Origin of the sequence: Flavobacterium agri (genome assembly GCF_013401995.1) — a bacterium.
GTDB lineage: Bacteria > Bacteroidota > Bacteroidia > Flavobacteriales > Flavobacteriaceae > Flavobacterium > Flavobacterium agri.
On the sequence record NZ_JACBJI010000008.1, the window covers coordinates 115,026 to 127,583 of the forward strand.

The following is a 12,558-nucleotide window of genomic DNA, read 5'->3' on the forward strand; positions in this document are numbered from 1 at the left end:
GTATGGGATTTAATAAACGAATTCCCCGAACTCGCTATTGATCGTAAGTTTCTTTCCTTCGTACGATTCCACGCGTCCGACGATCCTCGCATCGACATTGAACGATTTCGAGATGTAGATGATGTCTTCGGCAATCGCTTCGGGCACGTACAATTCCATGCGATGTCCACAGTTGAACACCTGATACATTTCTTTCCAGTCTGTTTTGGATTGCTGCTGGATCAATTTGAACAAAGGCGGAACCGGAAACAGGTTGTCTTTTATCACATGGACATTATCTACGAAATGCAGCACTTTCGTCTGCGCGCCTCCCGAACAATGCACCATGCCGTGAATGTCTTCGGGATAATATTTTGAAAGTATTTTCTTGATGATCGGAGCGTATGTCCTTGTGGGCGAAAGTACTAGTTTTCCTGCGTCTATCGGAGAATCCTCTACGGCATCGGTCAATTTCACGTTGCCCGAATACACAAGATCCGACGGCACGGCCGCATCAAAACTCTCGGGGTATTTTTCGGCGAGGTATTTCGAAAAAACGTCGTGGCGGGCCGAAGTCAAACCGTTGCTGCCCATTCCGCCGTTATACGATTTTTCGTAAGTCGCCTGCCCGAACGATTCGAGACCCACGATCACATCTCCGGGTTTGATCCTTGCGTTGTCGATCACCGCCGAACGTTTCATGCGCGCCGTAACCGTAGAATCGACGATGATCGTGCGCACAAGGTCACCGACATCGGCCGTTTCGCCACCCGTGGAATGGATCGTCACGCCAAAGTTTTTGAGTTCTTCGATGAGTTCCTCGGTTCCGTTGATGATCGCGGCCAAAACTTCGCCCGGGATCAGGTTTTTATTGCGTCCGATTGTAGACGACAACATGATGTTATCAGTCGCACCCACACATAAAAGATCGTCTATGTTCATGATCAGCGCGTCTTGTGCGATGCCTTTCCAAACAGACAAATCGCCCGTTTCCTTCCAGTACATATAGGCCAAAGCCGATTTCGTACCTGCGCCGTCCGCATGCATCACGAGACAGTAGTTGCCGTCGCCGGTGAGATAATCGGGAACGATTTTACAGAAAGCTTTCGGAAAAAGTCCTTTGTCGATGTTTTTTATCGCGGCGTGAACGTCCTCTTTTTCGGCCGAAACCCCGCGTTGCGCGTAGCGTTTGGAAGTGTCTGTCATGATTGTGTGTTGTGGCTGCAAAGATAGTTTTATTATTTATTATTTATTTTCATTGTTTGCCCGAATCGACACACTCAAACGATAATAAACAATAAAAATAAAGAATACTCAATTCCCAAGAATCTCCACTTCCACCCGCCTGTTCTCGTCCTGCTCTTTCTCGTTCTTTTCGGGAATCGGATGCAACGGACGCGAAACCCCGTATCCTTTATAAGAAAGCCTTTCCGGCTCGATGCCGTTGCGAACCAAATAATTGTAGACCGCTTTGGCGCGTATCGTCGAAACATACGAGTAATCGCGCTCTTTTACGGTTTGGCAGCAGATGTGGCCCTGGATTTCCACCTTAAGCTTAGGATTCGATTTCATGATTTCGAGCAATTCGCCAAGCACCGCACGCGATTTGGGCACGATTTGGTCGCTCATGTTGAAAAAATTCAGGTTGGGCAAACGGATTTTTTCTCCGACTACCGCTTTCTCCATAGTTTTCTGAAGCTCGCTTTTGGGTCTTGGATTGATTGTTTGTGAATCCGTTTCCAATGCGTACCTCACCGCGACTTTCCTGTTCTCGCTCCTTGTTTTCGATTGCAGGAAGTTCTCGCCATATCCTTTGAGTTCGAAATCATCGGCAAAAGCCATTTCGCTCGATTTGAGGTATTCCTTTACGGTTTCGGCTCGTTTTACAGAAAGGCTATCATTGTATTCGAGCGTTCCGATGCGATCGCAATACCCGTAAATTCCCGTCACTTCGGCTTTCGGATTTTGTACGATCCAGCTGTCGAGTTTTTGCTGTTGCGAAGGTTCGAGGTCGTAGTGGTCGAATTCGAAAAAGACTTCGGTTTGATTTTGGGCAAAGCCGAATGAAATCGAAAAGAGGAAGAAGAAAGCGAATTTCATTACAATTTTTTATTGTTATTTTTTATTGGAATACGGACTTCCCTGTCGGAAGCAATGAATAAATAATAGAAATAAAAAATAATCAATTCCCTAAAATCTCGATCTCGACCCGTCTGTTCGCCGCGCGTTCCGTTTCGCTTTTCTCGGGAATCGGAAACAAAGGCGCCGTCGTACCCAAACCTTTGTACGACAGACGCGACTTTTCGATTTCGTTCATCACGAGGAATTGATAGATCGCTTTGGCGCGTTTGGTAGATAAATCGGTATGATCTTTAGGACTGCAGCACAAATGACCTTGAATATCGATCCTGAGGTTCGGGTTTCGCTGCAAAACAAGCAACAGTTCGTACAATTTGCTGCGCGATTCGGGTACGATCGCAAAGGTGTTGATCACGAAATTAAGGTTCGCAATCGTAAGCTTGTCGCCTTTTGTCGCATTGGTCATCTGGCGCATGAATTCGACGTCGAGCTTATATTCCGATTTCGTGCCGTCGGGATTGTCTACCGTGATGCGCTCCGGATACGTCACGATGCGTTTCTGCGGCTCGGGCGCTTTTTCGGGTTGGATGCCCAGGATTTCATTCTCACGCGGAATGTCTTTGGCTTCGATATAATAAATCACGGCTTTCCGGTTCTCGGCCTTGTTTTTGGAATGTTCGTGCAATTCGCCGAAACTTCTCGTCTTGAAATCTTCACGGATCTTGATTTTGCCCGAAATGACTTTGTAAATCGTCGAAACCCGACGTTGGGCAAGCGAATCGTTATGGCCGAGGCTTCCGTCTTCGTCCGTGTATCCGTTTATGGCGACGATCTTGACGTCTTGGTTGGCGTCCATCCACTTTTGCAATCGCGCGGATTCGGTCTTTTTAAGGTCGTGTTTGTTGCTGTCGAAGTAAACCGGGAATTGTTGCTGCGCGTTGGCAAGTATGGGCGCTAAAAACAACAAAAGCATCAATATTTTAGCTTTCATCTGCATAATTTGGGATATAGGAAAGGTACACAAAATAAAACTGGCATGCGAAATCTATTTCTATATATTTGTTTCAAACAAAATTTAATATGCGAAAATTAACTCCTATCCTTTTACTGTCAATGGGTTGCGCGAGTGCACAATCGCTCGTGCAGACGGTGAATTCGGGAAGCCTCGTAACGGCTTCGTCCTCGGTTTCTGTGGGCGAGATCGTCGTCGTTCCCGTGAATCCGATTCAATCCCAAAGCGGCCTTATCGGCATTTTGACACAGAACGGCCAACTCGAGGTCGCCGAATTCAGTCCGGCGCCGAAAGTCGTGGCGTATCCGAATCCGACGACAGCCGGCATTTCGTTCAAGACCGATCTGAATCTCATCGGTGAGAAAGTCTCGGTTTTCGACCAATCGGGTAAACTCGTGTTGCAGCGTTTGATCGGAGGCGAGAACAATCTTGACCTGACCTCGCTTTCATCGGGCATTTACCTGATCCAATTCGAAAACAAAAAATTCAACGCATTCAAAATCGTAAAACACTAAAATGAAGAAATTATTACTCTTATCGGCTCTTTTTATAACGTCACTGATTTTTGCCCAGATTCCGCAAGGCATTTCATATCAAGCCATCGCGCTTAACGGTTCGGGCAATGCGGTCGCGAATTCGAACGTCGGATTGCGACTTTCCGTGTTGAACACATCGGCGACCGGAACGGTCCTTTATACCGAAACGCACACGAAAATGACGAACGCCCAAGGTCTGTTCAACCTCGTCATCGGCCAAGGAACGCCAACAACGGGAACGTTCGCCGGAATCACTTGGGCAAACGGTTCGAAATTCCTCAAAGTGGAAATGGACGCAGCCGGCGGAACGAACTACACGCTTGTCGGAACAACCCAATTGCTTTCAGTTCCTTACGCGATGGCAGCCGGAACATTAGCGGGTGCAACAGCTGGAAATTCCCTTGCCGACGTGGTTCAGGAAAGCCAGTACACGAACTTCGGTTTCATAGATTACAGCGCCAACAAAGCCTACGTGTTCAATGCCATGACGGGAACTTGGTCGAACCAGCCCTATTCGGCCTCGGAATCTCCTGAAATGACCGCTACCGAGGGCAATTTCGCCTTTGTAGACTACACAGCCCACAAAGCCTATGCGTTCAGCGGAGCTGCGGGTACTTGGAGCAGCCAGACGTTTTCGGCTTCGGCATCTCCGAGCATAACGTTGTCGAAAGGAAATTTCGGTTTTATAGATTACGACGGTGCCAAAGTTTATGTTTTCAATTCGAAAACAGGAACCTGGAGCAACCAACCGTTCAATGCGAGCGCTTCTCCGGAGCTTTCGGGAAACTACGGTGCGTTCGGTTTTGTAGATTACAGTGCGAACAAGGCCTACGCTTTCAGCGCCAAAACCGGAACTTGGGCAAACCAATCGTTCAACGCGTCTTCTTCGCCGGAGTTGTTGGTCGGAATCGGAAGTTTTGCGTTTTTGGATTACTCCGACAACAAGGCCTATGTTTTCAACGCGGCAACGGCTACCTGGGTTTCCCAAACCTTCAACGGAAGTTCATCACCCGACCTTTCGCAATCGGACAACTAAAAAACATCCGCAATAAAAAACCCGCCTCGAAAGAAGCGGGTTTTTATTTGGAACGATTTGTCGATTAACGCGTAAACAACAATTCGCGGTATTTGGTAAGTGTCCAGGTTTCGTCGTCTACCAAAAGCTCAAGCTTGTCGCAATGCTCGCGGATGATGTCGAAATACGGCTTCACTTTGTCGCAATACGCAGCCGCAGTTTTCTCGGCACTTGTAAGGTTGTTGGCCTTCTTGCGCTCTTCGGTCATCGCTTCTACATTAGTGTTGATGCCTTCGATATGCGCAGAGATTTCTTTGATCAGCACGATTTGCTCTTTCGCGATTTTCTCGAAGTCTTTTCCGAAGATTTCCTTCAAACCTTTGACGTTCTCGATCAACGTGTTCTGGTATTTGATCGCGGTCGGGATGACGTGGTTGCGGGCGATGTCGCCCAAAACGCGTCCTTCGATCTGGATTTTTTTAGTGTATTCCTCAACCTCGATTTCGTAACGCGCTTCTACTTCTACATGGTTCATGACGCCAAGGCTTTCGAAAAGCTCCATCGCTTTTTTGGAAACTTTCGCTTTCAACGCTTCCGGAGTCGTTTTGTGGTTGGAAAGCTTGCGTTTTGCAGCTTCTTTCTGCCAGTCGTCGCTGTATCCGTCGCCTTCGAAAAGGATGGCTTTGGTTTGCTTGATGTACTCGCGGAGTACGTTGAAGATCGCTTCGTCTTTCTTCAAACCTTTGCTGTCGATCAATGCATCTACCTCCTTCTTGAAGTCGATAAGCTGTTTGGCGACGATAGAGTTCAAAGTCGTCATCGAAACGGCGCAGTTTGCAGACGAACCTACGGCGCGGAATTCGAATTTGTTTCCTGTAAACGCGAACGGAGACGTACGGTTACGGTCTGTATTGTCTAGCAAGACGTCTGGAATTTTACCGACTACGTTGAGTTTAAGATCGGTTTTTTCTTCCGGAGACAATTTTCCGTTGGTGACGTCTTCAAGTTGTTCCAACACTCTTGTCAACTGTTGTCCGATGAATACCGAAATGATCGCAGGCGGCGCTTCGTTCGCTCCCAAACGGTGATCGTTAGAAGCCGACGCGATAGAAGCACGCATCAATTCTTCGTATGTGTAAACCGCTTTGATCGTGTTGATGAAGAACGTAAGGAACTGCAAGTTGCTCATAGGCGTTTTGCCCGGAGCCAAAAGGTTCACGCCTGTATCGGTTGCCAACGACCAGTTGTTGTGTTTCCCTGATCCGTTGACGCCTTTGAACGGTTTTTCGTGGAAAAGCACTTTGAAGAAATGACGCTCGGCCACTTTTTGCATCACGTCCATAAGAAGTGAGTTGTGGTCTACCGCCAAGTTGGTTTCCTCAAAGATCGGTGCAAGCTCGAATTGGTTCGGCGCTACTTCGTTGTGACGCGTTTTTACCGGAATTCCAAGCAACATACACTCGTTTTCAAGGTCGCGCATATAGTTAAGGACGCGTGTCGGGATTGATCCGAAATAGTGGTCTTCCAATTGCTGTCCTTTTGCCGAAGCATGCCCAAGCAAGGTTCTTCCCGTCAACAAAATGTCCGGGCGTGAAGCCGCCAAAGCCGCATCGATAAGGAAATATTCCTGCTCCCAACCCAAAGTCGGGGTTACTTTCTTTACATTTTTGTCGAAGTATTTGGCCACTTCGGTAGCCGCATCGTCGATTGCGCTCAACGCACGCAAAAGCGGCGCTTTGTTATCCAGGGCTTCACCTGTGTACGAAACGAATACGGTTGGGATACACAGTGTAGTTCCGAAGATGAAAGCTGGTGAAGTTGGGTCCCAAGCCGTATAACCACGGGCTTCGAACGTATTGCGGATTCCTCCGTTCGGGAAAGAAGACGCATCTGGTTCTTGTTGTACGAGTTGGCTTCCGCCAAATTTCTCTACCGGATCAGATCCGTCGAAAGAAGTTTCGAAGAACGCATCGTGTTTTTCTGCAGTCGCGCCCGTAAGCGGTTGGAACCAGTGTGTGTAGTGCGTAACACCTTTGGCAAGCGCCCACTCTTTCATCCCCATCGCGATGTAATCGGCGAGTTTGCGGTCAATTTTTGTTCCGTGCTGCACGGCGCTTTGTACGGCTTTGTAGGCTTCCGGCGTAAGGAATTGACGCATCGCCTTGTCGTTGAACACATTGCTGCCAAAAATGATCGATTTTTTGTCCAGCTCTTTTACCTCAACAGCTTTTCTGTTCGCTGTTTCCTTCAAAGATTGAAAACGGAAAGTTGACATAAGTTATGTTTTAAAGTATTAAACCCTAATTAATTTGGTGCAAATATAGATGATTTTTGATTCTAAAAAACACAATACCCTATTTTAAGAGGGGTGATTTTGAAAATTTATCAACATTTGATGTTTTACCCCTATTTTTTTGACAATGGATGATAGACGGATAGATAATAGACACACTCCAGACTCGGTTTCAGCATTTGTGGACGTAGTTGGATTTTCCGTCAATTGGATTATTATAGATTTTCGTCAATCGGACGTCTTTCATCTTTTAGTCTTTCATCTTTTAGTCTTTCATCTATCCGTCTATTATCTATAAGTCTATTATCTATAAGTCTTTCATCCGTCTCTTAACGTTAATTAACTTAAAGCTCTCACAACATCCTTTTACTCCTATTTTTTAATAGGTACTTTTAGAAGATAACACAACCTAAATTCATATATCATGAACAAAAAAGCCATCATAGCGGGCGTAGCGATCGGGGTCGCCGCCTTGACCGCGGCAGGCATCATAGCGTACCGCAACCGTTCCAAAAAAGCCAAAATGAAAGATACGGCCGGTGATTATGCCGATAAATTCAAAAGCAAGCTCAGCAGCCTTGAGCGCAAAGCCAAAAAAGAATACGCCCAGATCGTCGAGGACGGAGAGGAATTCGCCAATCGAGCGAAAGAACGGGCTACCCAATGGGCAAACAAGGCCGGAGCCAATTTATAAGAAGACGACCTTTCGGGGTCGTTTTTTGTTTTTTAGCGATTTCCTTCACACATAATGTTGCAACGAAACCTCGCGAATCGTGTAATGGGATTGGCCGTTTTTGAAGGAAATTTGAAAACCTCAAAATGTGGGAAAAATATGAATGTCGTCAAACATGGATTGGTACTTGAAAAACGCGATCTCGCCTTTGAGATCGAAGGCGTGCTCAATCCTGCCGTGATTGTCGAAAACGGAAAAATCCACATGTTTTACCGCGCCGTCGCTTTGGGTAACCGATCGACTTTAGGCTATTGCACGTTCGCCAATCCGTTGGAAGTTGATTATCGCATGGACAAACCTTGCGTCGTACCCGAATTCGATTATGAAAAACACGGCGTCGAAGATCCGCGCATCGTAAAAATCGACGACACCTATTATTTGTCGTATTGCGGTTACGACGGCAAGCATGCTTTCGGATGTGTCGCGACCTCATCCGATATGAAGAAATTTCACAAACACGGCATCATCGTCCCGAAATATCGCGCGGGTTTCTTGCGAAGCGGTTTGGCTTCTCAGCGCGAAGGATTGAACATCAAATATTTTCAGCCCGTTTCGGGCGACGATCAATATGTTTGGGACAAAAACGTGGTATTTTTTCCGCGTCGGCTAAACGGAAAATTGACGTTCCTGCATCGCATCCGTCCCGGAATGCAAATGGTTCAGGTCGATTCTTTAGACGAAATCGGCGAAAAATTCTGGGAAAAATATCTGTCGGAGCTCAAGAAGAACATCGTACTGGATCCGAAATACGCCCATGAACTAAGCTATATCGGCAACGGCGCGCCTCCTATAGAAACCGCCGATGGCTGGCTGTTGATTTACCACGGCGTGCACGATACCGTAGAAGGTTATATGTATGTAGCCTGTGCCGCGTTGCTCGACCTCGACGATCCTACAAAGGAAATCGCGCGTTTGCCACATGCGCTTTTCTATCCCGATAAGGAATGGGAACTCAAAGGCTATGTCGATTACGTCACGTTCCCGACCGGAACGGCCGTTGTAGACGACACTTTATATATGTATTACGGAGCGGCCGACGAACGCATCGCCTGCGCTTCGGTCAAACTTGAAGAATTGCTTTTAGAACTCAAAAAATACCGAATCCAATAGAATATAAATGAACGACTGAACAAACGACAACTACAAACCAACAACTCAACTAAAAATGGAAACTGCGAATATGCTCAACAAAGGGAACATGAAATTCCCGTTCTATCTGCCACAGGATTTTTTTCTCGAAAGCAAAAAGACGCGAAAGGACGACGTACTGCCCGAAATCCTTTTCCTGACGACATTCCCGCCAAGGCAATGCGGCATCGCGACCTATTCGGAAGATTTGATCAAAGCGATGGAAAAGCAGTTCGTGTATTCGTTCGATGTCAAGGTGTGCGCGCTCGAAACCGATAAGGAACAACATTCCTACGAAGATCCTCGCGTAAAATTCATTCTCAACACGTCCGATGAAAAGTCGTATCAGCACCTTGTTTCGCGAATCAATGCCGACCACAACATCAAGGTCACTTTAATCCAACATGAATTTGGATTGTTCACGGATAACATCCCGGCATTCAACCAATTTCTGACCGACGTGAAAAAACCGGTCGTCCTGGTTTTCCACACGGTTTTGCCGCGCCCCGATGAAGCGTTCAAAGCCAACGTCCAACATATTCTGGATACGGTCGACGGCATCATCGTCATGACCGACGACGCTGCCGAAATCCTGACGCGCGATTACACCGTTTCACGCGACAAAATCACCGTGATCCCGCACGGAACGCACTTGGTACCGCATCTTGACAAATCGGTTCTCAAAAAGAAATACGACATTGGTGAGCGCACCGTTTTGTCTACGTTCGGATTATTGAGTTCTGGAAAATCGATAGAAACCACATTGGATGCATTGCCTACGATCGTCAAGACGACGCCTGATGTGTTGTTTTTAATCATCGGAAAAACGCACCCGACCGTGGTTTTGAATGAAGGCGAACAGTATCGAGAGATACTTCAACAAAAAATTGCCGACCTGAATCTTGAGAACAATGTCCGATTCGTAAATGAATACTTGCCTCTCGACACATTACTTGAATATCTGCAATTGACCGATATTTACCTGTTCACTTCGAAAGACCCGAATCAGGCCGTAAGCGGAACGTTTTCGTATGCGCTCAGTTGTGGATGTCCGGTCGTTTCCACGCCGATTCCGCACGCCAAGGAATTCCTTTCGGACAATGCCGGACTCGTATTCGATTTCGGGAATTCGCAACAGTTGGCCGAAGCCGTGAACCGATTGATTTTCGACGTCGAATTGCGCCAGACAATCATTTCGAACGGATTGCATAAGATTACGGGCACGGCTTGGGAAAATTCGGCCGTGAAGCATGCGCGCTTCCTTCAGAAAATTGCTAAAGACGATCTCGAACTACATTACCGCAACCCGAAAGTGAACCTTGACCACATCAAGAAAATGACGACCGATTTCGGTATGCTGCAGTTTTCGAAACTCAATCAGCCCGACATCAATTCGGGTTATACGATAGACGACAACGCACGCGCGCTTATCGCGTTGTGCCAACATTACAAGTTCCGCCGCGATACGGCCGATTTGAGATACATCGGCATTTACCTGAATTTCATAGCGTATTGCGAACGCGCCGACGAGCTGTTCATGAACTATGTCGATTTCAACATGAACTTCACCGACCAAAACCATAACGAAAACCTAGAAGATTCCACGGGACGTGCGCTTTGGGCTTTGGGTTATGTGATTTCGTTGTCGAATATCCTTCCGAAAGAATTCATCTCGAAAGCGACCGAAATTTTCGAACGCGCCATACTTTGCGCCCACAAGACGCATTCACCGCGCTCGATGGCGTTTATGATCAAAGGGTTGTATTATTACAACAGACGCGTCAAGAGTGAGGACACGGCAGGAATCGTCGGATTGCTAGCGAATCGGTTGGTGCAATTGTACAGGCATTCGGCTTCATCCGACTGGGCTTGGTTCGAAGGTTATCTCACGTATGCGAACAGCGTGCTTCCGGAATCGTTGCTGTGCGCTTTTTCGATTACGGGAAACGAGGTTTACAAAGACATCGCGAAGAAATCCTTCGACTTTCTTTTAGACAAGACGTTCTGTGAAGAAGGCATCAAAGTGATTTCGAACCGAAGCTGGCATTTCAAGGGCGAAGTGTGCGAGGAATACGGTGAGCAGCCTATAGACGTGGCGTATACCGTGATCACGCTGCGCAAATTCCACGACATTTTCAAGGACCGCAAATATCTGGTGAAGATGGAAATGGCCTTCAATTGGTTCTTGGGCAACAACCACTTGCAGCAAATCATCTACAACCCTTGCACGGGCGGTTGTTTCGACGGTTTGGAAGAACACAACGTGAACCTCAACCAAGGTGCCGAATCTACCGTGAGCTATCTGATGGCGCGCATGATGATCGACAAGTATTTCGGAAATGAGAATGAGTTGTACCACCGCAGGAAATCGCGTTCGTATAAAGACAAACTCACCATGAACTAAATAAAAAAAAGAGCCCGTAAGCTCTCTTTCTTTTTACACCTAATTTTAATTATCACGATTTCACTTTTGGTTGCAAAGTCACGATTTTACTTTCGTCTATGCTGTACGCTTTGATGACGGCTTTGTAATCGTTAAGATCGACTTTGGCCGATGATTTGGCGAATTGCCCAGGAATCACGACGATTCTAAAAACTTGGTCAAGCCTAAAATTAGCATTGATGCCGCCAAGGTCGAAACCGTCCATAACAATATTGACATCATATCTTGTATGGTCGAAACTATACATAAAATCTAGGGTTCCATCGTCAAAGTAATAGGATTCCGGAAGCGGCTTCCAAACATCCGTTCCGTCGGGCAAGACACCACTCAAGCGATAAACCAGCACATGATCGGATTCCAAAAATGTAATCGGAAAGTCATAAAATACTCCGAAATCTCCCGATGCGGTAAAGTCTACAGGTGGCGTTTCATATACATAGGCTTCTTCACCATCTTGTCCCGGAGGCCCTTGAGGTCCCGGATCGCCTTCACATCCGGTAAGTGCAGTTATTCCGACAATAGCAAATAGATAAAGTAACTTTTTCATGATTTATAGATTTAGATTGTTTTCTAAAAATACGCCATTCATAAACCGTACCAAAAAATAAAACGTTAGAGGAATGGTAATTTTTTAGACACGCTGTGCTTTGGACACGCCTGCGGCTTTAGACTTCCAGACCGATAAACCACCAAACGATCAATCTAACGGAAATCACTCCTAAAGCGAAGCGTATCCAAAAAAACTATCTTTGCCGCATGAACAAAAAACTCCATATGGTCATGCTCGGCGCGACGCCGCCCGGACGTTTGACCGAACAGCACGACATTTTTTTCGGGATTGCCGATTCGTTAAAAGACCTCGTTCCCGAAATGAAAGCGTTCTGGCCGGAGGCGCAAATCCATATCGATGCGTGGCGCGAAGTCACTGCGGTTGATGGCTATTCGGTAGAAGTGACCGACAAAGGCGAATCCGAAGAATCCTCGAACCATTTGTTCTTCATCAATCTTGGCGGATATATACCCGGAGAATTCGAGGAATACCATTACAAAGTACTTTCGGTTGCCGATAGTCTGGCGGTCGCATCCAAAGTCGCCAAATCGACGGCTTTTTACGAGCATTTCGGATTCAAAGGAGCCGAATCGCACATTGACGACAAGTATGGCATCGATGTGGACGATATTTACAACGTCGCCGATATCCTTTCGGCAGAAACCAAGCAACGGTATTCAATTCGGTTTACCAAAATTGACGGGATTCCCGATGACGAACTTCACATCGGTTACGTCAAAATAGACAAACTGCTCAAATCCTGATACAAAAACGCCTCCCGGTTCGAGAG

At 46.7% G+C, this 12,558-nt stretch carries 11 protein-coding genes; 6 read left to right on the forward strand and 5 right to left on the reverse strand.

Annotated features, from left to right (window positions below; translation table 11 throughout):
• Nucleotides 1–9 precede the first annotated feature (9 nt).
• The 3 genes from HZF10_RS16175 to HZF10_RS16185 form a co-directional block, all read right to left on the reverse strand.
• Nucleotides 10–1,185 (reverse strand): AIR synthase related protein, encoded by a 1,176-nt coding sequence (locus tag HZF10_RS16175; protein ID WP_217703398.1) that lies wholly within the window; start codon nucleotides 1,183–1,185, stop codon nucleotides 10–12.
• Between the two features lie 108 nt (nucleotides 1,186–1,293).
• The gene (locus HZF10_RS16180; RefSeq protein WP_176007273.1) at nucleotides 1,294–2,079 is read right to left on the reverse strand and encodes an OmpA family protein; all 786 of its coding nucleotides are present in this window, start codon (nucleotides 2,077–2,079) and stop codon (nucleotides 1,294–1,296) included.
• Between the two features lie 82 nt (nucleotides 2,080–2,161).
• Nucleotides 2,162–3,049 (reverse strand): OmpA family protein, encoded by an 888-nt coding sequence (locus tag HZF10_RS16185; RefSeq protein WP_176007274.1) that lies wholly within the window; start codon nucleotides 3,047–3,049, stop codon nucleotides 2,162–2,164.
• An 89-nt stretch (nucleotides 3,050–3,138) separates the two neighbouring features.
• Between HZF10_RS16185 and HZF10_RS16190 the strand changes: the two genes are divergently transcribed.
• Together HZF10_RS16190 and HZF10_RS16195 are read left to right on the forward strand one after the other, a co-directional pair.
• Nucleotides 3,139–3,585: a T9SS type A sorting domain-containing protein gene (locus tag HZF10_RS16190; protein ID WP_176007275.1), complete on the forward strand. Its 447-nt coding sequence runs from the start codon at nucleotides 3,139–3,141 to the stop codon at nucleotides 3,583–3,585.
• Nucleotide 3,586: 1 nt separating this feature from the next.
• Nucleotides 3,587–4,642 (forward strand): DUF8740 domain-containing protein, encoded by a 1,056-nt coding sequence (locus HZF10_RS16195; RefSeq protein ID WP_176007276.1) that lies wholly within the window; start codon nucleotides 3,587–3,589, stop codon nucleotides 4,640–4,642.
• Nucleotides 4,643–4,706: 64 nt separating this feature from the next.
• Here the strand turns inward: HZF10_RS16195 and HZF10_RS16200 are convergent, their stop codons facing one another.
• Complete coding sequence (locus tag HZF10_RS16200; RefSeq protein ID WP_176007277.1) at nucleotides 4,707–6,896, reverse strand: glutamine synthetase III family protein; 2,190 nt, start codon at nucleotides 6,894–6,896, stop codon at nucleotides 4,707–4,709.
• 442 nt (nucleotides 6,897–7,338) lie between these two features.
• On the opposite strand from HZF10_RS16200, the gene HZF10_RS16205 reads away from it, so the two are divergent.
• The 3 genes from HZF10_RS16205 (at nucleotide 7,339) to HZF10_RS16215 (ending at nucleotide 11,179) form a co-directional block, all read left to right on the forward strand.
• Nucleotides 7,339–7,608: a hypothetical protein gene (locus HZF10_RS16205; protein ID WP_176007278.1), complete on the forward strand. Its 270-nt coding sequence runs from the start codon at nucleotides 7,339–7,341 to the stop codon at nucleotides 7,606–7,608.
• A 138-nt stretch (nucleotides 7,609–7,746) separates the two neighbouring features.
• Nucleotides 7,747–8,757: a glycoside hydrolase family 130 protein gene (locus tag HZF10_RS16210; protein WP_176007279.1), complete on the forward strand. Its 1,011-nt coding sequence runs from the start codon at nucleotides 7,747–7,749 to the stop codon at nucleotides 8,755–8,757.
• A gap of 55 nt (nucleotides 8,758–8,812) precedes the next feature.
• Nucleotides 8,813–11,179, forward strand: a complete 2,367-nt coding sequence (locus HZF10_RS16215; RefSeq protein WP_246282642.1) for a glycosyltransferase — start codon at nucleotides 8,813–8,815, stop codon at nucleotides 11,177–11,179.
• Nucleotides 11,180–11,231: 52 nt separating this feature from the next.
• On the opposite strand, the gene HZF10_RS16220 is transcribed toward HZF10_RS16215, so the two are convergent.
• On the reverse strand, nucleotides 11,232–11,765 hold the full coding sequence (locus HZF10_RS16220) for a hypothetical protein (RefSeq protein ID WP_176007280.1): 534 nt from the start codon (nucleotides 11,763–11,765) through the stop codon (nucleotides 11,232–11,234).
• Nucleotides 11,766–11,974: 209 nt separating this feature from the next.
• On the opposite strand from HZF10_RS16220, the gene HZF10_RS16225 reads away from it, so the two are divergent.
• Nucleotides 11,975–12,532: a DUF1543 domain-containing protein gene (locus tag HZF10_RS16225; RefSeq protein WP_176007281.1), complete on the forward strand. Its 558-nt coding sequence runs from the start codon at nucleotides 11,975–11,977 to the stop codon at nucleotides 12,530–12,532.
• Nucleotides 12,533–12,558: the final 26 nt, after the last annotated feature.

Coding starts and splice junctions, on each gene's coding strand:
- HZF10_RS16175 (WP_217703398.1), bottom strand. CDS start 1,185: ATGACAGACACTTCCAAACGCTACGCGCAACGCGGGGTTTCGGCCGAA.
- HZF10_RS16180 (WP_176007273.1), bottom strand. CDS start 2,079: ATGAAATTCGCTTTCTTCTTCCTCTTTTCGATTTCATTCGGCTTTGCC.
- HZF10_RS16185 (WP_176007274.1), bottom strand. CDS start 3,049: ATGAAAGCTAAAATATTGATGCTTTTGTTGTTTTTAGCGCCCATACTT.
- HZF10_RS16190 (WP_176007275.1), top strand. CDS start 3,139: ATGCGAAAATTAACTCCTATCCTTTTACTGTCAATGGGTTGCGCGAGT.
- HZF10_RS16195 (WP_176007276.1), top strand. CDS start 3,587: ATGAAGAAATTATTACTCTTATCGGCTCTTTTTATAACGTCACTGATT.
- HZF10_RS16200 (WP_176007277.1), bottom strand. CDS start 6,896: ATGTCAACTTTCCGTTTTCAATCTTTGAAGGAAACAGCGAACAGAAAA.
- HZF10_RS16205 (WP_176007278.1), top strand. CDS start 7,339: ATGAACAAAAAAGCCATCATAGCGGGCGTAGCGATCGGGGTCGCCGCC.
- HZF10_RS16210 (WP_176007279.1), top strand. CDS start 7,747: ATGAATGTCGTCAAACATGGATTGGTACTTGAAAAACGCGATCTCGCC.
- HZF10_RS16215 (WP_246282642.1), top strand. CDS start 8,813: ATGGAAACTGCGAATATGCTCAACAAAGGGAACATGAAATTCCCGTTC.
- HZF10_RS16220 (WP_176007280.1), bottom strand. CDS start 11,765: ATGAAAAAGTTACTTTATCTATTTGCTATTGTCGGAATAACTGCACTT.
- HZF10_RS16225 (WP_176007281.1), top strand. CDS start 11,975: ATGAACAAAAAACTCCATATGGTCATGCTCGGCGCGACGCCGCCCGGA.